This is a genomic window from Sphingomonas sp. BE123, from assembly GCF_031456015.1.
Taxonomy (GTDB): Bacteria; Pseudomonadota; Alphaproteobacteria; order Sphingomonadales; family Sphingomonadaceae; genus Sphingomonas.
Genome location: NZ_JAVDTW010000001.1, coordinates 1,201,006 through 1,220,286, shown reverse-complemented (window position 1 = coordinate 1,220,286; position 19,281 = coordinate 1,201,006). Strand labels below are relative to the sequence as shown.

Annotated in this window: 19 protein-coding genes and 1 pseudogene; 11 read left to right on the top strand and 9 right to left on the bottom strand. The window is 65.6% G+C overall.

Features of this window, described 5'->3' with window-relative positions; genetic code table 11:
* The first annotated feature begins 2 nt into the window (after nt 1-2).
* Together J2Y54_RS06165 and J2Y54_RS06160 are read left to right on the top strand one after the other, a co-directional pair.
* A complete protein-coding gene (locus J2Y54_RS06165; protein ID WP_310037817.1) occupies nt 3-440 on the top strand; it encodes a DUF305 domain-containing protein in 438 nt (145 codons plus the stop codon).
* A gap of 12 nt (nt 441-452) precedes the next feature.
* Nucleotides 453-887 carry a DUF411 domain-containing protein gene (locus tag J2Y54_RS06160; protein ID WP_405052902.1) on the top strand — a complete coding sequence of 145 codons (435 nt, stop codon included), beginning with the start codon at nt 453-455 and terminating at the stop codon, nt 885-887.
* Nucleotides 888-925: 38 nt separating this feature from the next.
* On the opposite strand, the gene J2Y54_RS06155 is transcribed toward J2Y54_RS06160, so the two are convergent.
* On the bottom strand, nt 926-1,105 hold the full coding sequence (locus J2Y54_RS06155) for a hypothetical protein (RefSeq protein WP_310037813.1): 180 nt from the start codon (nt 1,103-1,105) through the stop codon (nt 926-928).
* A 26-nt stretch (nt 1,106-1,131) separates the two neighbouring features.
* On the bottom strand, nt 1,132-1,485 hold the full coding sequence (locus J2Y54_RS06150) for a hypothetical protein (protein ID WP_310037811.1): 354 nt from the start codon (nt 1,483-1,485) through the stop codon (nt 1,132-1,134).
* Nucleotides 1,486-1,989: 504 nt separating this feature from the next.
* On the opposite strand from J2Y54_RS06150, the gene J2Y54_RS06145 reads away from it, so the two are divergent.
* The 4 genes from J2Y54_RS06145 to J2Y54_RS06130 all read left to right on the top strand — a co-directional run bounded on the left by J2Y54_RS06145 (nt 1,990) and on the right by J2Y54_RS06130 (nt 8,359).
* Nucleotides 1,990-2,577: an RNA polymerase sigma factor gene (locus tag J2Y54_RS06145; protein WP_310037809.1), complete on the top strand. Its 588-nt coding sequence runs from the start codon at nt 1,990-1,992 to the stop codon at nt 2,575-2,577.
* On the top strand, nt 2,523-3,584 hold the full coding sequence (locus J2Y54_RS06140) for a FecR domain-containing protein (RefSeq protein WP_310037807.1): 1,062 nt from the start codon (nt 2,523-2,525) through the stop codon (nt 3,582-3,584). The genes J2Y54_RS06145 and J2Y54_RS06140 overlap by 55 nt, the downstream gene beginning before the upstream one ends.
* A gap of 87 nt (nt 3,585-3,671) precedes the next feature.
* Nucleotides 3,672-6,242, top strand: a complete 2,571-nt coding sequence (locus J2Y54_RS06135; RefSeq protein ID WP_310037806.1) for a TonB-dependent receptor — start codon at nt 3,672-3,674, stop codon at nt 6,240-6,242.
* Between the two features lie 26 nt (nt 6,243-6,268).
* On the top strand, nt 6,269-8,359 hold the full coding sequence (locus J2Y54_RS06130) for an Atxe2 family lasso peptide isopeptidase (RefSeq protein ID WP_310037804.1): 2,091 nt from the start codon (nt 6,269-6,271) through the stop codon (nt 8,357-8,359).
* On the opposite strand, the gene J2Y54_RS06125 is transcribed toward J2Y54_RS06130, so the two are convergent.
* From J2Y54_RS06125 to J2Y54_RS06095, 7 genes are all read right to left on the bottom strand, one after another.
* On the bottom strand, nt 8,349-10,118 hold the full coding sequence (locus J2Y54_RS06125) for an asparagine synthase-related protein (protein ID WP_310037801.1): 1,770 nt from the start codon (nt 10,116-10,118) through the stop codon (nt 8,349-8,351). The genes J2Y54_RS06130 and J2Y54_RS06125 overlap by 11 nt on opposite strands.
* Entirely contained in the window at nt 10,118-10,768 is a 651-nt protein-coding gene (locus J2Y54_RS06120; protein WP_310037798.1) for a lasso peptide biosynthesis B2 protein, read from the bottom strand. Before J2Y54_RS06120 ends, J2Y54_RS06125 begins: the two co-directional genes overlap by 1 nt.
* 48 nt (nt 10,769-10,816) lie before the next feature.
* Nucleotides 10,817-10,936, bottom strand: a complete 120-nt coding sequence (locus tag J2Y54_RS06115; protein WP_257844696.1) for a benenodin family lasso peptide — start codon at nt 10,934-10,936, stop codon at nt 10,817-10,819.
* 122 nt (nt 10,937-11,058) lie between these two features.
* Nucleotides 11,059-11,670, bottom strand: coding sequence for a GntR family transcriptional regulator (locus J2Y54_RS06110; protein WP_310037797.1), 612 nt, complete (start codon nt 11,668-11,670; stop codon nt 11,059-11,061).
* Complete coding sequence (locus tag J2Y54_RS06105; protein ID WP_310037796.1) at nt 11,667-12,548, bottom strand: phytanoyl-CoA dioxygenase family protein; 882 nt, start codon at nt 12,546-12,548, stop codon at nt 11,667-11,669. The genes J2Y54_RS06110 and J2Y54_RS06105 overlap by 4 nt, the downstream gene beginning before the upstream one ends.
* A 14-nt stretch (nt 12,549-12,562) precedes the next feature.
* On the bottom strand, nt 12,563-13,180 hold the full coding sequence (locus J2Y54_RS06100; protein WP_310037795.1) for an acyl-homoserine-lactone synthase: 618 nt from the start codon (nt 13,178-13,180) through the stop codon (nt 12,563-12,565).
* A 79-nt stretch (nt 13,181-13,259) separates the two neighbouring features.
* Nucleotides 13,260-14,012: a LuxR family transcriptional regulator gene (locus J2Y54_RS06095; RefSeq protein WP_310037794.1), complete on the bottom strand. Its 753-nt coding sequence runs from the start codon at nt 14,010-14,012 to the stop codon at nt 13,260-13,262.
* A gap of 350 nt (nt 14,013-14,362) precedes the next feature.
* Here J2Y54_RS06095 and J2Y54_RS16165 point away from each other — a divergent pair.
* The 5 genes and pseudogenes from J2Y54_RS16165 to J2Y54_RS06075 form a co-directional block, all read left to right on the top strand.
* A pseudogene (locus tag J2Y54_RS16165) lies at nt 14,363-14,410 on the top strand (hypothetical protein); the annotation flags it as partial.
* 31 nt (nt 14,411-14,441) lie between these two features.
* Nucleotides 14,442-15,059: a DNA -binding domain-containing protein gene (locus tag J2Y54_RS06090; RefSeq protein WP_310037792.1), complete on the top strand. Its 618-nt coding sequence runs from the start codon at nt 14,442-14,444 to the stop codon at nt 15,057-15,059.
* A gap of 713 nt (nt 15,060-15,772) precedes the next feature.
* Nucleotides 15,773-16,897: an ArdC family protein gene (locus J2Y54_RS06085; protein WP_310037789.1), complete on the top strand. Its 1,125-nt coding sequence runs from the start codon at nt 15,773-15,775 to the stop codon at nt 16,895-16,897.
* A complete protein-coding gene (locus J2Y54_RS06080) occupies nt 16,894-17,310 on the top strand; it encodes a DUF2958 domain-containing protein (protein WP_310037786.1) in 417 nt (138 codons plus the stop codon). Before J2Y54_RS06085 ends, J2Y54_RS06080 begins: the two co-directional genes overlap by 4 nt.
* An 84-nt stretch (nt 17,311-17,394) precedes the next feature.
* Nucleotides 17,395-19,248, top strand: coding sequence for a ParB N-terminal domain-containing protein (locus J2Y54_RS06075; RefSeq protein ID WP_310037784.1), 1,854 nt, complete (start codon nt 17,395-17,397; stop codon nt 19,246-19,248).
* Nucleotides 19,249-19,281 lie beyond the last annotated feature (33 nt).

The window sequence follows — 19,281 nt, the reverse complement described above, 5'->3', positions numbered from 1 at the left end:
CAATGACCTCCTATCGCAGCCTCGCACTGCAAACCGCCATCAGCGGGGTCATCATGTATCTGGTGATGTTCGTGATGATCGACCAGCTGTCGAGCTTCTACAACAACCTCAACATGCTCTACATGACGCTGATGATGGTCGCACCGATGGTTGTGCTGATGATCGTGGCGATGCGGGACATGTTTCCGTCCAAGCGCCTCAATGTGTTGCTGCTTGCCGGATCAGCAGTCGCGTTCTTCGGCAGCTTCGCGTTGATCCGAACTCAGACTACGATCGACGACACCGCATTCATCCGATCCATGATTCCGCACCATTCAGGTGCGATCCTGATGTGTGAGCAGGCATCGCTCACCGATCGCGAACTGATATCGTTGTGCCGACAGATCATCAAATCACAGCGCGAGGAGATCGCGCAGATGAAAAGCATGCTGGAAAATTAGGAAGCAACGATGATGATTTTGAAGCCGCTGTCCACGACGGTTCTGCTGTTGGTGGCCACTTCGGCGTTCGCCGCCGACGTCGTAGTGCATCGTGATCCGGGTTGCGGTTGTTGCACAAAATGGGCGGCGATCGCGCAACGCGAAATCAAGCGACCAGTGCGGATCATCGACAATCCGCAGCGTGCCGCTCTCGCACAAAAGGCGGGGGTGCCTGCGGCGTTGTCTTCCTGTCATACCGCGATCATCGACGGCATGGCGTTCGAGGGGCATGTCCCCATCGCCGACATGAAGCGCGCGCTCGCGACGCGACCGAAGGGTGTGAAAGGCCTTGCGGTGGCCGGAATGCCGATCGGCTCGCCCGGCATGGAAGTACCGGGCGCGAAGGCCCAGCCCTACAGCGTCATTGCCTTTGGATTGGGCGGGCAGAAAGTCTTCGCACGTCATTGAGGAAGGGAGAGAGGCGCGGACGCCTCCCTCCCCATTCGTTACTTGCCCTGCGTGCTGGGCGTTCCCTTTTTCATGTCGTCGCAGCAGCCCGGCTTGTCGCCCTCTTTCTTGCAGCAACAGGTCTTCATGTCCTTGCAGCAATCCATGCCCTCGGCAGCATGGGCAACAGGCGAGGCCAAGAGCGCCAAGGTGGCACCGAGCAGTTTGAGATTCTTCATCGATAGTCTCCGTGATTTGATCAGATTCAGTAGAGTGCAGGTCGATCACGGGTGCGAGGTGGCGGCGGTGCGGGGCCTTCGTTGACGCTGCGGAGCGTTTCGGCGCTCGACGGATCGTAAACGGTGCTTAGCGCCAGCCTGATCGCCAGCGGAGCGACGGGCGCGGTATTCGCCAGCAAACAGGGAGCCGCGCACGCAAGCGAAGCCGATTTTTGCACCGGTGGCTTGCGCGGCATTTCCGGGCAGGCAGCCATGTCCGTCACGTGCGGCGATGCAACGATCTCACAGACGGGCGGCGACTTGAGGACAAGCAGACAGGCCAGCACAAGCAGGCCTATCACGCTGGCGATCGATCGGCGGTTCACGCGGCCCGTGTCCATCGTTTTTCATTACCTGCGAACCGGTGCGCGCGCCAGAGATATGAGCGGATCACGGGGACTTCAACACATGCAACTTCTAGCCCCGTCGTGGCTCGTAACGGTGTAGCTCCGATCTGAAAGGCGTGCCCAGCCTGCCCGTCTGAATGTGCCTCGATCGAAACGTGATAACATCCTCTAAGTGTGGCATTTGGCGCGCATTCAACCAACCCTGCCGGAGTTGCTTCTTCGAGTCAGGCTGTTAGTCTGCTCGGGTGCCGCGAGGGCGGCGCCGAGGCTTGAGAACCTCGCTTGGGAAGAATGACCCGCCATCGACGCGGCCGGGTGGCCGACGCGCATGTCCAAGCCGCTTGCGGCCAAAGGCGTCGGCGCACGACTCAAGCGTGCTTCTCAACACCCGGCTTCCGCCGGCGTCGCCTCGAAGACGGGCGATTCGGCGATGGATATTGGACTGATCAGATTTTTTCGGGCGAGTGGTCCGCCATACCCTCGGGATCGAGTGTCGCGATGCGCCTGATCCCCGACGTTCTGAACGCATTGACCTCGCCGCGCCTGGCCGAGGGCGATCCGTTGCCGCCCGATGATCGGGTTGCGGCCGGATCGGTCCTGGCGCTGAACGACTTGTACCAGGCTCAGGCGCCGCGGCTGCATCGCTACTTCGCGCGCCGGACGGATCGGCAGGATGTGGGAGATCTGGTGCAGGAGAGCTTCGCCCGCCTCGTCGATGCGTCGGCGACGAAGGACCGGACGATCGAGCAACCCGAAGCCTATCTCAACCGTATCGCGACGAACCTGCTTCGCAGTCGCGCGAGGACCGCCCTGCAGAGATCGCTCGCCCAGCACGTCCCGGCGGATGAGGAATCGCTCGCCGGGCCAGACATGATCGCGGCGCTGGAGGCGCGTGATCTACTCAACCGGCTCCAAGGCGCCCTGATGCGGCTTAGTCCGAAGACCCGCGAGATATTCCTGGCCCACCGCGTCGATGGCGTCAGCTATAGCGATATCGCCAAGCGGATGGGATTGAGCGTAAAAGGCGTCGAATGGCACATGACGAAGGCAATCGCGCGTCTCGACCACGTGCTGAGGTCGCGTTGACGTCCGAGGCCGGGGAGGCACCCAGCCCGGACGATACCATCCGGGCGACCGCTGTCACCTGGCTGGCGCGTTTGCGCGCGCCTGACAGCGCGGACCATCATGAGGGTTTCGAGGCCTGGTACGCCGCCGATCCGCGACATGCCGACATCTATGACGAGGTTCTCGCAAGCTGGGAGAACATGGCCCTGGCGGCGCAAACGCCTGCCGCTGAACCGGCGCGGCGCCAAACTGCTCGGGCTGCGGATCGGCGCCCGTCGGCAATGGCGTTCGCAGCGGCGGCGGCCGTCCTCCTTGTCATCTTTGCAGGCATCGGCATGTCGCGGCCCGATGGGCCTTGGCCGGGGCCGGTCGAGCCGACCGAGATCGCCAGCCGGCTCGGTGAGATCCGCACCACCACGCTTTCCGATGGCTCGCGCGTGACGCTCGACACCGACAGCCTTCTCCTGGTGGCCTATACGGCTGGCGAACGAAGACTGTTGCTTCGTCGGGGGCGTGCTCGATTCGACGTGGCGCATGACACGGCGCGGCAATTCGTTGTCCAGTCGGATGGCGGCTTGATCATTGCGCACGGAACCTTGTTCGATGTCGAACAGCAGGCACGGCGGATGACCGTGTCGCTCCTGCGCGGATCGGTCGAGGTCCGCACAGCCGTGACTTGGACAGGCGAAACGATCGGCAAGGGTCGATTGCTGCGTCCTGGCCAGCAGCTTGCCCTCGAGCCGCAAACCCCGGCTGGATCGCCGGTGCCGCTTCGGGAATCGGACATGCGGTGGACCTCGGGCATGCTGTCCTTCGAGGACGCACCGCTCGCGCAGGTGGTGGCAGCCACGAACCGCTACAATGACCAACAGATCCGGCTGGCGGACCCCAAGTTGGGCGCGTTGCGGTTCACCGGCACCTTCGCCGCGACAAAGCCCCGCGAGCTTGCCCAAATGCTGGCGGCAACCTTCAATCTCGACGTCGCGCTCACCGATCGCGGCCCCCTCATCCTGTCTCGGCGTCGATAGCCGAAAGAAAATCCCAGGGTAGGCGACGCCCCTGGTGTCGAAGCCCCCAAGCGATGCCACGTCGGCGTCGCGCAGGGGCAATTGACGATGGCAATATTGCGCAACGCAGCGTTCGCGACTTCGATTTCGACATGCACGGCCGCCTTGATCCTGGGTTCGGCCCCGGCATCAGCGCAAGCCTCCGGGCGACAGACCTACCGCCTTCCGGCACAGTCGTTGGCCGAATCGCTGCGCGCAGTTGCCATTGCATCCGGTCGCAGCATCATCGCGCCTTCCATGCTGGTCAGCGGCAAGGACGCGCCAGCCCTGGACGGGGATCACACTGCCGAAGAGGCGCTGAACGCCCTGCTTGCCGGCTCGGGCCTGCGTTACCGCGTTATCGCTACGGGTCTGATCATCGAGCGGGATTCGGCTTCGCGGGAGACTGCGCAACAGTCAGACCAGTCTGAAGTCGTTGTGACCGGCAGCCGTATTCGCGGAGCGCCGGTGGCGTCTCCGGTCGTCCGGCTGGACCAGCAAGCAATACGCGATGCCGGCCAGTCGGACCTTGGCGAGGTCGCACGCAGCGTGCCGCAAAGTTATGGCGGCGGGCAAAATCCGGGCGTGGGCTTCAATGTCCCTTCCAGCACCGGCGGAAATGTCGGCGGGGGATCGTCGTTCAACCTGCGCGGACTTGGCAGCGACGCAACGCTGACGATCCTTAACGGCCGCCGCCTCCCTTATGATTCTGCGCGGCAAGGCGTCGATGTCTCGGCGATTCCCCTGGCGGCGGTCGACCGCATCGAAATCGTCGCCGACGGCGCTTCGGCGCTCTATGGCTCTGATGCCGTTGGCGGGGTGGTCAACGTCGTCCTCAAGCGCGATTTCGACGGGATCGAGACACGCGCGCGCATCGGCGGCTCGACCGAGGGCGGCAATTTCCAGCAGCAATATGGCGCGATCGCGGGCGGTCGCTGGGACAGCGGCAGCGCCTTCATCACCTATGAATATGCCGACAACACCGCGATCAGCGCGGCCGACCGCGATTATGCCGCCTCGCGTCCCGGCATCACGCTGCTCCCCGCGAGCACGCGCCATGCCGTTACCGCCAGCGGTCATCAACGACTGACGGACGCCCTCTCAATCGAGGCCGACGCGCTCTATAATCACCGCACCAGTGCGACGACATATCCGCTCAATTTTGCGGGCAACCTCGCAGCCAGCCGAACGACGCAAAGCTTCGAGGCCGAATCCTATGCGCTCGCCGCGAGCCTGCGCTGGGCATTGGACACTTGGCGGGTGAACCTCACCGGCAGCTTTGGTGAAAGTAGCACGGCCTTTCGGGGAGACACGTTTGTCAACGGTGCCTTTGCCAGTAGCGCTGGCGGTCGCTACGACAATCGCTCGACCACCGGCGAACTCTCCGCCGACGGACCTCTGATCGCGCTTCCGGGCGGACCGGCAAAACTCGCGCTTGGGGCGGGTGTGCGGTTCAACGATTTCGCGCTGTTCCGCGGCGCGGGCGCGATCCAGAATATCGATGCCTCGCAGGACATCTTCTACGCCTATGGCGAATTGAGCCTGCCAATCATTTCGCCGGATCAGCAGATCCCGCTGATCCGGCACCTCAACCTGAGCGGTGCGATCCGTTATGAGCGCTATCGTGGCGTGGCCGAGGTCGTCACTCCGAAGCTGGGGATCGTCTATTCGCCATCGGACAGCGTCGACCTGAAGGCGACATGGGGCCGGTCGTTCCGCGCACCCAGCTTCATCCAGCAATATCAGGTCGGGCAAGCGCTGCTCTATCCGGTCACGAGCTTCGGCGGCATTGGCTATCCGTCCGGTTCATCCGCGCTGCTACGGGCGGGGGGCAATCCGGCGCTCAAGCCAGAGAAGGCGAGGAGCTGGTCAGCGACGATCGCACTCCATCCGCCTTCGCTTGCGGGCGCGACGCTTGAGCTGAGCTATTTCTCGACGCGTTATGTGGATCGCATCGTCAATCCGATCCTGCTGCTCTCGCAGGCCTTGTCCAACCCCATTTATCGCGACCAGATCACCCTCAACCCCACGCCGGGCCAGCAGGCTGCGCTCATCGCCGGTGCCGACCAGTTCATCAACGCCACGGGCTCACCCTATGATCCGGCGCGGGTCGTTGCGATCGTCGACAGCGCGAACATCAATGCGGGGCGACAGTCGATCCACGGCGTCGATGCGCTGCTGCGTTATCGGATGGCGGTTGCGCGCGGCTCGATCGAGATGAGCTTCAACACGAGTTATCTCGAAAGCGAGCAACAGCTCGCGCCCGCCCAGCCGGTTCAACCCCTGGCCGGCAGGCTTTTCAATCCGCCGCACTGGCGCGCGCGCGGAATGGTCCGCTGGGATAACGGACCGCTGAGCATTGCGGCGACGGTCAGCCATATCGGCGAGGTCCGCGACACGCGCCCGGCGACCGCAGTCCGCATTGGCGGAATGTCCACTGTCGACATCTCGGGGCGGTACCGCTTTGCCAACGCTGCGGGACCGCTGGCCGGGATCGAATTGTCGCTGTCCGTCCAGAACATCTTCGACGAGACGCCGACGACGATCGCGACGTCGGTTTATTACGATACGCCCTACGACTCGACCAACTATTCGCCGGTCGGACGCTTCATCGCCGTCGGGCTGTCGAAGAAATGGTAATGGCCGTCCCCCGACGTCGGCGACGTGTGCTGACCACTGCCGCTGCGCTCCTGCTGCCGTTGATAGCCGAGGCGCGATGCGACCTGTTGCCGCGCCAGCAAGCTGTCGATCAACCGCAGCGGCTTGTCGCACCCGAGGATCTCGTGCGACTGCGCGACATCGGGTTGCCCGACGGATCGATCCTCGGATGGCCAAGCCCACTCGGTCTATCGCCCGATGGAGCGCGCGCCGCTTTTGTCATCAGCCGGGCGGATCCTGACACCAACCGCTACTGTCGCGGCCTCGCAGTGATCGACATCAAGCCCGCCGCAGCGCCGAGGCTCCTCGATGAAGGCGGCGACCCGATCCTGTCCGTTGGCGTCTATCGCGGTCTCTTCGCCCGGACCGGCTTCCCACAGGTCGTGACGCCTTTATGGTCGCCCGATGGCCGCTGGATCGCCTATCTGCGGCGAGATCGAGGAACGACGCAGCTTTGGCTTGTGGCTTTGGCCGGCGGACCGGGCCATCCGCTCACCCGCTCGGCGGTCGATGTCGAGCGGTTCGCCTGGCTTTCAGATGGCACCGGGCTGGTCTTCGCAAGCCGCCCTGGAACGCTTGCCGAGCGTTCGGCGGCGGATAGCGAAGCGCGTCGCGGCTTCCATTACGACCAACGTTTCGTACCGAGCATGGGAAACAGCCCGCAGCCCAGCGCATCGACGCCGCTTGCGTATTTCAAGATCGGGTTGGCGGATCGCGAACTGTCCCCGGCCAGCGCGAGCGAGCGGGAGCGCATCAGTGCCGAGGGTGTGCCGGGCGTCCCGCCCGATCCGCGGGCGGACGCACCGGACGGGCGGCGCGCCTGGACCGAACGGCAATCGTCCTCGCCGCTCGGGCCGCTCGTCCTGCGGGCAACCGCCGCCTCCGGTGCGACCGTCACCTGCCCGCCGAGTGCGTGTTCGGGCAAGATCGTCGGGATGTGGTGGCGTCCCGGCGGCGGGCCGCTGTTGTTCCTTCAGCGCGAAGGCTGGGCACGCGGCGAGATGGCGCTTTATCGCTGGACGCCGGGTGCCGGACCGCCAAAGCGCGTTTTCGCCACGACGGATATCCTCGACGGCTGCTTGCTCTTCGCCGTACAACTGATCTGCACGCGCGAGGCAGCGACGGTGCCCCGGCGCCTCGTCATCCTCGATCCCCGCACCGGGCAATCGCGCCTCCTTTACGATCCGAACCCGGAATTCTCGCGACTTCGCCTCGGCCGCGTGGTCCGACTGTTCTGGAAGAACGACCTTGGCCTCGAAGCGCGCGGCGACCTCGTGCTTCCGCCAGATTACCGCCCGGGCACCCGCCTCCCGCTGATCGTGACGCAATATTTCAGCAACGGGTTCCTGCGCGGTGCGACCGGTGACGAATATCCGATCCATGCCTTTGCCGCGCGCGGCTTTGCCGTGCTCAGCATCGAGCGCCCCCCCTTCTTCGCGGCAGCCAATCCGGCCCTCAAGACCTATGAGGATATCAACGCTGCCAACGCCCGCGGCTGGAGCGAGCGCCGCAGCCTGTTGTCGGCCGTCACGAACGGCGTGCAGCGTGTGATCGATCTGGGGATCGCCGATCCCGCGCGGATCGGCATCACCGGCCTTAGCGACGGCGCGAGCACGGTCGCGTTCGCGCTCATCAACACCGACCGGTTCGCAGCGGCGGCGATGAGCTCATGCTGCATCGAACCCTGGACCGTGATGACGGTCGTCGGTCCAGCTTATGCCGATCGTATGCGCGCGCTCGGCTACCCGCCGGCCACGGCGTCGGATCGATCCTTCTGGGCACCGGCCTCGATCGCCCAGAATGCGGCGGCGATTGATACGCCTTTGCTCATGCAGTTGGCGGACGATGAATATCTAACGAGCCTGGAGGCGTTCACCGCGCTGCGCGAGCATGGCAAGCCGGTCGACATGTACCTCTTTCCGGGCGAGCATCATATCAAATGGCAGCCCGCGCACCGTCTTGCCATCTACGCGCGCAACCTCGACTGGTTCGGCTTCTGGCTCGCCGGCAGCATCGACCCCGATCCAGAAAGGCGCGAAGAATTCGCACGCTGGCAGGCAATGCGTGATCGCCGCGATCGGGCGCGCGTCAAGCAATAGGTGCTGTCCAGTTCGCCGCCCAGGCCTCCACATCGGCCAGTCGCATGATGCGGCGATAATCCGCACCGACAGCCGGGCGCGGATCGGCCAGCACCTGCTCGACGGCCTGTGCATCGAGAATGCCTTCCGCGCGCAGCCTGCCGTCCAGCAGCATCGCGCGAAGCATAGGCCGGTTCAGTTCGAACAGTTCGGCGACAAAGCTGTCCGGCGACCCCTTTGACGACCGCTTCAGCGTTTCGTCGGGCAGCATCCCTTCGAATGCCTCGCGTGCGATGGCGCGATTCCTGCCTTCGGCGAACCACCACCAGCTGGGCACGCGAAGGCAAGCCTCGACCACCGGCTGGGCAACGAGCGGGGAAGCGCTGGCCAGCGCTCGGGGTTCACCCACCTCCGCCCAGCTCTGCGCCGCAACGACCATCGCAATATGCGCCGCCGTGCCGGGGGTGCTGCCGCGCGGGGGCTCGAGCCAAGGGTGCGCGACCGCCACGCTCCCGCCGAATTGCGCTGCCCGGCTCAGAAAGCGCAATTCCGGGGACCAGCGATAGGCCGCCGAGCGGAGATAGGCACGACGGACAGCGCGCAGCAGCACGTTGGACACGCTTGCCTGCGCCAGCCCTGCCATCGTGCCCGCCACAGCCAGCGTCCTGCGGAAGGGCTCGCCGTGCAGCATCGCGTCGGCGACGGGTGCGACCGATTGCAGCGCGCAAAAGACATTGTCGCCGCCGCCGCCGTCGACCACCAGGTCGGCACCCGCTCGGGCAGCGGCGGCATTCGTCAAATGATCGGACGCCTGCATAAAACTGCGCGCAGACGGATTGGGCATGTCTGCGGCAGCCGAGCGTGTGACATCGACGTCGCGCACGTCCCACTGCGCCACGAAGAGCTCCACGCCCAGCGCGTCGGCGACGAGCCTCGCATAGTCGCGCTCGTCGCCGATCGCACCCGCGCTTGCCAGGTTCAGACAGCTGAACGGACGCTCGAGCGCCGAGAGCGAGGCCGCAACGATCGAAGAATCGAGTCCGCCGGACAGCAGGAGCAGCGGACGGGTAGCGCGCGAAACGGTCGAGCGGACGGCATTCAGAACAGCCTGTCGGACGGCCTCCACGGCGAGGGCGCGACTGGCCACCGATCCGCAGCGCTCGGCCTGCTTCCAGGGCGTCCAGATCCGGTCGATCGCCACCTTGCCATCTGCCAGAGTCATGCGATCGCCGCCCAGTAATTCCTCAACGCCGATGAGGCAGGTCGCAGCGCGGCGCAGGTCGCGCATGGCGAGATGCGACGCGACCTGATCCCAGGCTACGCCTTGCGGCGTCCAGCCTGCCTCCGCGAGCAACCCCAAGTCGGAGGCGACCAGCAGGGCGGTGCCGAGGCGCGTCATCAGACAAGACAACGCACCGAACGGCGCGCGCACCACCGACCATTGCCGCGAGCGGGCGCCGCGCACGAATGCGACGTAGCTTCCCCAGAACTCTTGGGTCAGTGTGCTGCCATTCGACACGGGGATCGCGTGCTTCCAACCGCCATCGAGACTTTTCACCAGCGCGCCGGTGCTTCTTGAGTAAAGCTGACCGAGAACCGCCCCCTCGTCGCGTCCGACCGGGAGCGTCGGCAGATCGTTCGTCGCGATCAGCAGCAAGTCGGGCTGATCGACGACAATGTGCAGGTCGGCGCGACGGTTGCAGAGCGCGCGAACACGGTTTGCCGCGACGGCTCCATCGGGCGAGTCGGCACCGAGGACGGCGAGATATTGCCCCGCCATCACACGACCAGGACCGGTGTGAACAGGCGCACGGCATCGAGCTGGTCGTTCACGACCACATCGCCCATCTGAACCCAGCAATGCGCCTGGAAAGGATGCAGCTTCACACCCAGGATGAGGTGGGGCGTTGCCCCGAGGCTGGCGAGCTGCCAGGCGACCGCGAGCGAAGTCGCGAGGCATTGGTCATGCGCGGATACGAGCATTCCGGCGCGACGATAGGCCGCAGCGAGCCGCGAGATCTGAGCCACAGACAATTCCACGTCCGCTCTCGACGATTTTCGCTCCTGCACCCGATCCAGCACCGCCTTGAGCGGGCGTGCGCGAAGCCAGACCCGGCTTGCCGCGCGTCGGGTGAGTGCCCCGAGCACGCTCGTCCGGCTGACGATCTGGTTGTTGTCGTGCAGCGACCCGCGCGGCGGGGCTGGCGGGATACACGCAACAGGGCGCGTGTCGTCGGCAGCCTCGCGGAGCAGGCCATCCCGCAACGCCGCCGCGACCCACGCGGGCGACTCTCCGGCAATCACATCGAGAAATGCCTGGTCCGCTATTGGACTCAGGCAGAAGTATCGATCGCGGGGCAAGTCGAGGAACACGAAACGGCCGTCGACACGGCAGAATGTCAGTCCCTTGCGCAGAGCATAGCCTGTCATTTTCGCGAACAGCGAAACGGCGCGCAGCCGAGGCTGCGCGCCGTCGCTTCAGTCGTCGGAAAGACCGGTCTGGAAGATTCCGAGCGCCAGATCGTCGACCGGACCGCCGGGGCCCTTGGTCTCGGCGCTCGCGGTACCCAGGTCGATGACTTCGTCTTCGCGTTCCATGATACACTCCTTCTCTCAGGCTGCGAGTTGCAGCCCAGGGAGTGTATGAAGCGCGCCCGGCTATCCGAACTTTATACGGATTCTATATCGAGATTGTTTGGCGATCAGCGGAATCGTGACCGTTAGTCGGCCCGGTACACGGCGCGGACAATGGCCGCCGCCGCGCGACGCCGTCGACGGTGGTAAGCCGTGTTGAGACGGCGGAGCAGGTTGCGCTCCCCAGCCTCTGCTGCTGCCGTCATGGCAGCCAGTTCCGCGTCCACATTGTCGAGCACGTGGGCTTCAACCGTGCGGACGGCATGGAGCCTTGCATTGAGACGATCGACTGCACGCGCGTGCTCGCCATTCGGCGAGCGCCGGGCAATTGCGAGGAACGCCTCTGCGACGCGATCGGCGATCGGGTGCCCGTCCTGCGCACGCGGGGGAAGGACGATTGCAGCGTGTGGACGCGGCCAGGCATTAATCGCGAGCGCGATCAGTTCGGCGGACCAGTCGTACAAGTCTTTCAACGCCGGTTCGTCGAGCGCCGGCACATGGAATCCGTCGCCGGTGCGCGTCTCGACCAGGCCTTCGCCGGTGAGCAGGTGAAGGGCGTCGCGGACCGGCGTCACGCTCGATGCCAGCGGAACCGCCAGGACCGCCGGGTCGAGCCGGTCGCCCGGCCTGAATTCGCGGCCCATGATGCGGGCCTTCAATGTCTCATGGACCCGTTCCGCGGTCGCGCCCGAATTCATGGCGCAGCTCGCTGCTCTTGGAGATAGGCGTCGATCATCGCTTGTTGATCGGGGCGCAGCGCATCGATTGCGCCCAGCGGACGATCGCTGTCGTCGCCGAGCAGGACCGAAGGACACTGGCCCTCATAATTGCCGAGATTGGGGCGGTGCTGACGGTAACCGACGAGCGCGGCCAGTTCTGGCGGAAAATGCCGCGCCACCTCTGGTGGATAAGCGAGCCACTGATTCTCGTAAGGTTTGAGCCACCCGAGCGAATAGCCGATGACCAGACCGCGCCGAACGGCCATGCTGGTGTTGGCACCCGCCCCGTGCAGCGCCGACCCGAGAAAGATCAGCGCGCCGCCAGGCTCCATTTCGGCCGCCACTGGCGTCTCGACGGGTTCCGGGTTGAGCGCCTGCGGCCCGTGGCTGCACGGCCAGACCAGCGTGGCACCATTTTCTCGCGTAAAGGACGTCAGCGGCCACATCACATTGACGAGATATTCGATCTCGCCGGTCGGTCCACGCCACATGTCCTGATCCCGGTGCGGCAACTGCGCCGGCGCGCCCGGATGCACCGCGATCGCCTGGGTGGTGTTAAGCTGGATCCGGTCGCACCACGGCGACAAGACCGCCTCGACGATGCCGAGGATCAGGGGGTGCTGGACCAGCGCCGCAGCCTTTGGCGAGCGGACGAGAAGTCGACCGAATCGCTTGGTCGTCGTGCCGTAGAATCCGCCCTGACCAAATGGCGTCCGGGCGAAATGCGCTGCGAGATCATTGTCGAGGGCACCGACCGCCGCGGGCGGCAACGCATCCGGGATGTGACAATAGCCCCGGGTAGAGAGTTCGGCGGTGCGTCGCGCAATTTCGCCGGCGAGGTCGAACATATCCGTCATCGAAATGCTCCCTATCAGGCTGCGACGCGCCGGCCGTCGAACGGCATCGGCCTTGCCGCGATGCCTGCCGCGGCAAGCAACCCTGGCGTCTCGGGCGTGATGTCGATGCGAAGCGCTGCCAGCATCGTGCCGCCGACGATCCCTGGGAGACCCAGCGGCATGCAGCGCCAGCCGAATGCCAGGATTTGCTGGAACCAGCCGATTTCGGCCAGCGCGGTGTAGGTGGTAATACCGGTTGCGAGCGCATGCTCGACCAGTCCCGTTACCAGCGTATCGCGCACGATGCGCCGCTGGGCTGCGTTCAGCCGCCGATCGAGGCAGAAGCGCGTGATCTCGAAGATGCCCGGTCCCTTGGGCGGGACCGCTTCGCACAGCTCGGCATAGAGGCTGTCGAGAATATGTGGGCGCCATGTCGGCAGCAGGCGGGCCGATCCGAGATGAGTGCCGTCCGCTTCGGTGAGGACAAGGTAGGTGGCATGGATATTGTCGAACTGGTCAACCTCATAGGCATCGTCGAGCACGGGCACGTCCCATTTGAGCAGATCGACGAAGACGGATTTGCGCGCGGCGAACATCGCGCGGAGCGTGACGTCCGATGCCGGGCTGCCGGTGGACTGGAGGACTTGCAGCATGTCGGTGGCTCCCTGACCGAGTGATCGGCCAAGGGTCGGCGAGGAGCAGGCTGCGCCGCTATCCCGGAAAAGGGGTATATCAGTGGCGGACGAGGTCGGTGAAGGTCAGCGTTCCGTCGAACAGCGCCCGGATCACCAGCAATGTCCGCTTGCTTACCCCGTAACGCTCGCAGGCGTCCTTGATATGGCGCGCGACCGTCTCTTCGCTGATGCCGAGGATGATGGCGATCTCCCAGTCGCCCTTGCCATGCGCAACCCAAAGCACACAATCACGCTGACGATCGGTCAGCGGCCGTTGCCGTGCGACCGGCATATGACCGCGGATGCTCCACAAGCGTCGCGCGGCCTCGAAGGCGAAATTGCCCGCGAGTTGCGCCACCGGCAATATCGTCTCGGGCACCGGCCGGCCCGCTTCGCTGGCGAACGAACAGGAGCCGCGCGCTTCGCCTGGGACATGCGCCGGTATTGTGAAACCGTCGCCGATTCCCTGATCGCGACCAAGCGCCAGCACCTTGCGGTCGCACGCCGTGAGCGGAATCATATCGGGCATGCGCGACCAGCAAAATCCCATGCTCGTCACATGGCTTGCCCGATGGACCGGGTCGGTGACGCCAAGCGCGTTGCCGTCATAATAGTCGGCCCATTGTGCCGGATAGTTGTGCAGCCGGATCGCGCTGTTGCTTGCCGCAACGATGTCGACATGGTGCGTCAATGCGAAATACTGGAAACCGAGCTCGGCGGTGATCGCTGCCATCGCCGCCGCGAGGTCGTCGGCACTTGCGACATCTTCGACGACGTGCATGAACCGCACTGCCATTGCGTGCAGGTGCATCGGGCATCAGCGCAATCGCGGGCGGCGTCTCAAGCCACCGCAGTCCCGGCGATCGTCCTTTCACGCGGGTACGGGCCGAACGGTGGGATCTCAAACCAGCGCACGGCGAATCTAGCAATAAAAGTGCAGTATCACAGCGGGTTCTTCCGTCAAAGCGCCAGCGCCTCGGGAACAGGGTATGCGCACCGTAAAGGATTGAGCTTCCGGTCCATTGTGGAGGCTTCGTCCCGCAGTGTCAGGATGCCGCCGGGATCGGACCGGTGAGCGGTTCCGCAAGGAAAGACGCTTCTACCGACTGGCGCAACGGATCGAGCTATGATCGATTGCGTAGCATCGATCGCGCGGGGCTGATGTGGGAATGGCTGCGCCGCGATCCCAGCTATATCAGCTGGTATGCACGTGCCAGCACGGCGACGCGCGGCACCGGCGATGCCATGCCCTGGGGGCTGCACTTTCGCCGAGCATCCCGACCTCCAGGCCCCGGAGGCGCGGATCATCTGGCATGCCGATTTCGATCCCGGGGCAATTGCCGTTAACGCCGAGTCGGCGGACCCGTCCGACCCTGACAGTATCTGCATCGACCGGATCGCCCCCTGGCTCGCGATTGCGACCGACGCGGTTGGACGCGAGCATGTCGTCCTGTCCGATGGCTGGCATCATATTCGGCTCGATATCGAGGAGGGCCGTCTGGCGGGCCAGGAAGCGGTTCTGTTGCATTACAGGTTGCGGGGGCTTGCGTCGGCGGAGGCCCGCTTGCTGCCGCTCCGCCGATTTCTCGATCTGTGTCGCCATCGCCGGTTCGCCCGCTCGCTCTTTCCCAGCGATGTCCGGATCGATCGGGGTATCGATATGCTGCGTGTCCATGATGCGATCGGCCAAGGTGCGAGCCAGCGCGAGATCGGTGCGATCCTGTTCGGCAGCGAGCGGGTGGCGCGCGACTGGAATGACGTGTCGGATTCGCTGCGCTCGCGGGTCCGGCGGCTGGTACGCGAGGCTGGTGCCATGGCGCGCGGCGGATATCGTCATTTGATGCGGCGCAAGCCCTAGCCCACGCTTGGGTCGGGTGGACGCGGTGCGCCTTATCGCTGGACCGATCGGGTGTGCGAAGCGATGGCGCCTCACGCCGGTGAAGCGGCGCGACCGCGCTCTACGGCTCGAAGCCGGGCTTCGCGCCGCCGAGCCCCGTTGCGGGTCTCGGCCTGACGGTGACGATCGGCTGGCGCGGGTCAGCGATGCTGACCCTGACGGAGCGGGGCTGAGGACGCACACTGCCGGACTGCTGCGCGGGTGATCCCACAAAGTCCCGCTTTGTGGGCCGCACAGCAGCCCGGCAGGGTGCGACGCCTGAGGCGGCCCCGCAGGCACTCCGGCCTCTCGGGCAGGCGGTGCGCCCGGTTTTGCAACACCGGCGACAGGTGCCGCCTGGCCTTGCAAAGCCCGACCCTGCACCGCTCATCCGCCCGCGCCGGCCGGGGGGCCATCCCTTCGTTGGCGGCGGCTTTGCCGCCGGAAACGGCTGCGGTCGCCGCTCGCGCGGCGGCGCTGTTGGTGGCCTCTCCCGGTGGCGCGGGAGTGGGCGGCGCTCCCTGCTAGGCCCGCTCGCGGCCCCGGCAAGCCGGGCTGTGCCCGGCTCCTTCACTTACGTTGCGGCCCTTCGGGTGCCGGAGCCGCTCAAGCGGGCCTCTCCGGTTCGCATCTTGCCGCCCACCCCCGCTTCCGGGGAGGCCCTGGTGGTTTTGGGGCGGTGCAGGAGGTGAACGATGCGTGCTTCAACTTGCCATCGCGCGCGCGGCACGGGCCGGAAACCCGCCGCGTCCCGCGCCGGAAGACCAACCCCGGCCAAGCCCGGAAGCGAGTCCGAAACGGCCCGCGTCAACCTCTATGACGAGGTCACCGCCCGGATCATCGCCGAGCTTGAGGCAGGTCGTTTCCCGTGGGTTCAGCCTTGGGCGACAGCCGGTGCCCCTGGACGTCCCGATGGCGACGGCAGCGCGGCCAGCCCCGGTCTCCCGCGCAACGCGCTTACGGCCCGGCGTTACTCTGGCGTCAATGTGCTGATCCTGTGGGGCGCGGTGATCGAACATGGCTATCCTTCGCAGGGCTGGCTCACGTTCAAACAGGCGCTTGAGGCGGGCGGCTGCGTGCGCAAGGGCGAGCGCGGCACCACGGTCGTTTACGCTGACCGCTTCATACCCGAGGCCGAAAAGGCGCGCGCCGTCGAAACTGGCGGCGACGCCAAGGCCATTCCCTTCCTCAAACGCTTCACCGTGTTCAACGTCGCCCAGTGCGACGGGCTGCGTCCCGGCCTCGACCCGGACCCGGCCCCCTTGCCCGAACGCCAGATCGTGCCGGTTGCCGAGCAGGTCATCGCGGCGAGCGGCATCGACTTCCGCGTCGGCGGCAATCGCGCCTTTTACGTCCCGGCGCAGGATTATGTGCAGGTGCCGCCGCAACCGGCCTTTTTCGAGCAGATCAATTATTATCGGACCTGCCTGCATGAGCTGACCCATGCCACCGGTCATCCGTCGCGGCTCGCGCGCAACCTGACCACCGGCTTCGGGTCAAAGGACTATGCCCGCGAGGAACTGGTCGCCGAAATGGGTTCGGCTTTCCTCTGCGCGGCGCTCGGCATCGTGCCGACCGTCCGCCACGCCGACTATCTGGCATCGTGGCTCGAGGTGCTGCGCGAGGATAACCGCGCGATCTTCCGCGCCGCCAGCGCCGCAAGCAAGGCTGCCGACTGGCTGCTGGCGCGGCACGCCGCCGCCCAGGCCGAGGCTGTCCAAGGCGACACTTCCCATGATGACTCTGCCGAACGGAGGGCGACGAGGCCCAAGGTTCCGGCGATGCGCAGCATCGCTGGAACGACGGAGGAGGGGGCATGATCCTGCTCACCCCCGAACTTCGCGCCGTGCTGCGCGTGAACGCCGAACGCTCCGCCGAGTGCGATCATGATCCCGCGCCGGTCGTCAAATTCTTCAACCCGCTCGGTGCGGCGACATGGCTGGCAACCGAACTTTACGACGATGGCGACACGCTGTTCGGATTGGCCGACCTTGGGTTCGGCTGTCCCGAACTCGGGCATTTCAGCCTGTCGGAACTGGCGGGCATTCGTCTGTCGTTTGGCCTCGGCATCGAGCGCGATATCGACTTTTCGACCACCGCCAGCCTGTCGGTCTGGGCCGACATCGCGCGCCGCGCCGGTTCGATCAGCCAAGCCCAATCAATCATCTGGCGCATCGAGTCCGCGCCGGTCCCCGAGCTTTCGACCGACCCCGAGCACGGGAGAGGCGGATGACGTGCGGCGCGTAACGCCGCTTTGTAAGCCGGTCCGCCAACCCCGGAAAGAGCGACGGACCGGCACTCACAAGGAGTGACGACAATGAAACTCGATTTTATCCCGCTCGACAAGCTGGTCGTGAGCAAGGCCAATATGCGCTACGGCAAAAAGGCTCCGGACGTGTCCGATATCCTGCCGACCGTGCGCAGCCGTGGCGTCATCCAGCCGGTCATCGTCCGCCCGAACTGCGCGCCCGATGGCTATGAGATCGTCGCCGGAAGCCGTCGCTTCCACGCCGCCAAGATCGTCGCCGAGGAACGGCGCGCGACGGGCGATGCCGATCCCGATGCGGCATTACTCCCCTGTGCGATCCTCGACGAGGGCGACGATGCCGCCGCCATCGAGGCGTCGATGATCGAGAATATGGCGCGGCTCGACCCCGATGAAGTGACGCAGTGGGAGAATTTCACCCGCCTCGTCCGCGAGGGCCGCACGGTCGAGGACATCGCCGCGACCTTCGGATTGCCCGACCTCACCGTCAAGCGCGTGCTGGCACTCGGCAACCTGCTCCCTGCGATCCGCGATCTCTATCGCAAGCAACGGATCGACGCGGCGACCGTGCGCCACCTGACGATGGCGTCGAAGAGCCAGCAAAAATCATGGCTCGCGCTTGCCGGCGACGAGAATGCCTATCTGCCGACCGGCCACCAGTTAAAGGCTTGGCTGTTCGGCGGGCAGTCGATCCCGGTCAAACATGCGCTGTTCGACGTCGAGGCGAGCGGCCTTGCGACGATCGCCGACCTGTTCGGCGAGGACCGTTATGCCGCCGATCCGCAAGCCTTCTGGACTGCGCAGAATGCCGCAATCGAGGCACGCCGCGCCGCCTATATCGAGGCGGGCTGGGCCGACGCGATCATCGTCCCGCCGTCCGATCATTTCTCGACATGGGAATATGAGAAAGCGGGCAAGCGCAAGGGCGGGCGCGTCTATTTCGACGTGCGCGCGAGTGGCGAAGTGATTGTCCACGAAGGCTATGTTTCCGGCAAGGAAGCCCGCCGCATCGCCAAGGCCGAGGGATCGCAGAACGGGACCGGTCAGAAACCGGCGCGACCCGAGGTCACGTCGACGATGCAGACCTATATCGACCTGCATCGTCATGCCGCCGTCCGCGCTGCATTGACCGGCCATCCGGCCATCGCGCTGCGCTTGATGGTCGCCCACGCCATCGGCGGCTCTCACCTGTGGACGGTGAAGGTCGAGCCGCAATCCACCCGCAACGACGAGGTGCGCGACAGCCTCGACAACAGCAAGGCCGAGGCGGATTTCGACGAACGCCGCCGCGCAGTGCTGGCGGTTCTCGGTTTCTCGCCCGAGGAGCCGACCGTGACCGGGGGTAGCATCGAAACGGAGGGCGACGACTATGGCGTCGTCGGCATCTTCCACCGGCTGCTCGACCTTCCCTATGCAGTCGTCATGGAGGTGCTCGCCATCGTCATCGGCGAAACGCTGGCTGCGGGCAGCGCCGCTGTCGAGGCGGTGGGTATCGAGATCGGCGTCGATATGGCCCGATACTGGCAGCCCGACGACGCCTTTTTCGCGGTCGTCCGCGACCGGGAAGTGCTCACGCGGATCGTCGCCGAGGTGGCGGGCGAAACCGTCGCCAGCGCCAACCGGCAGGAGAAGACCAAGACCCTGAAACGGATTGTGCGCGACCAACTTGACGGCACCAATGGGCGCGACCGGCGCGAAAACTGGGTGCCACGCTGGATGGCGTTCCCGCCCACCGCCTATACGGCGCGCGGCGGCGTCGGCACGGTCGCGGCCCATGCCAAGGCGCAAGCCGCCCGCGCGGTCGAGCGGCGCAGCCCGGGCGACGAGGAGCCAGATCCGGGCGCACCGGGCGCGGTGATGGCCGTGCCGGACTCCGACGACGAGGCCGACCGCCTCGCCGCCTGATTGCTCGCGGGCGGCGGCAAACCCGCCGCCCGC

Coding starts and splice junctions, on each gene's coding strand:
- J2Y54_RS06080 (WP_310037786.1), top strand. CDS start 16,894: ATGATCCTGCTCACCCCCGAACTTCGCGCCGTGCTGCGCGTGAACGCC.
- J2Y54_RS06105 (WP_310037796.1), bottom strand. CDS start 12,548: ATGACGGATATGTTCGACCTCGCCGGCGAAATTGCGCGACGCACCGCC.
- J2Y54_RS06115 (WP_257844696.1), bottom strand. CDS start 10,936: ATGGAACGCGAAGACGAAGTCATCGACCTGGGTACCGCGAGCGCCGAG.
- J2Y54_RS06140 (WP_310037807.1), top strand. CDS start 2,523: ATGGCACATGACGAAGGCAATCGCGCGTCTCGACCACGTGCTGAGGTC.
- J2Y54_RS06125 (WP_310037801.1), bottom strand. CDS start 10,118: ATGGCGGGGCAATATCTCGCCGTCCTCGGTGCCGACTCGCCCGATGGA.
- J2Y54_RS06110 (WP_310037797.1), bottom strand. CDS start 11,670: ATGAATTCGGGCGCGACCGCGGAACGGGTCCATGAGACATTGAAGGCC.
- J2Y54_RS06090 (WP_310037792.1), top strand. CDS start 14,442: ATGCCATGCCCTGGGGGCTGCACTTTCGCCGAGCATCCCGACCTCCAG.
- J2Y54_RS06100 (WP_310037795.1), bottom strand. CDS start 13,180: ATGCTGCAAGTCCTCCAGTCCACCGGCAGCCCGGCATCGGACGTCACG.
- J2Y54_RS06155 (WP_310037813.1), bottom strand. CDS start 1,105: ATGAAGAATCTCAAACTGCTCGGTGCCACCTTGGCGCTCTTGGCCTCG.
- J2Y54_RS06145 (WP_310037809.1), top strand. CDS start 1,990: ATGCGCCTGATCCCCGACGTTCTGAACGCATTGACCTCGCCGCGCCTG.
- J2Y54_RS06150 (WP_310037811.1), bottom strand. CDS start 1,485: ATGGACACGGGCCGCGTGAACCGCCGATCGATCGCCAGCGTGATAGGC.
- J2Y54_RS06095 (WP_310037794.1), bottom strand. CDS start 14,012: ATGCACCTGCACGCAATGGCAGTGCGGTTCATGCACGTCGTCGAAGAT.
- J2Y54_RS06135 (WP_310037806.1), top strand. CDS start 3,672: ATGGCAATATTGCGCAACGCAGCGTTCGCGACTTCGATTTCGACATGC.
- J2Y54_RS06075 (WP_310037784.1), top strand. CDS start 17,395: ATGAAACTCGATTTTATCCCGCTCGACAAGCTGGTCGTGAGCAAGGCC.
- J2Y54_RS06085 (WP_310037789.1), top strand. CDS start 15,773: ATGCGTGCTTCAACTTGCCATCGCGCGCGCGGCACGGGCCGGAAACCC.
- J2Y54_RS06160 (WP_405052902.1), top strand. CDS start 453: ATGATTTTGAAGCCGCTGTCCACGACGGTTCTGCTGTTGGTGGCCACT.
- J2Y54_RS06165 (WP_310037817.1), top strand. CDS start 3: ATGACCTCCTATCGCAGCCTCGCACTGCAAACCGCCATCAGCGGGGTC.
- J2Y54_RS06120 (WP_310037798.1), bottom strand. CDS start 10,768: ATGACAGGCTATGCTCTGCGCAAGGGACTGACATTCTGCCGTGTCGAC.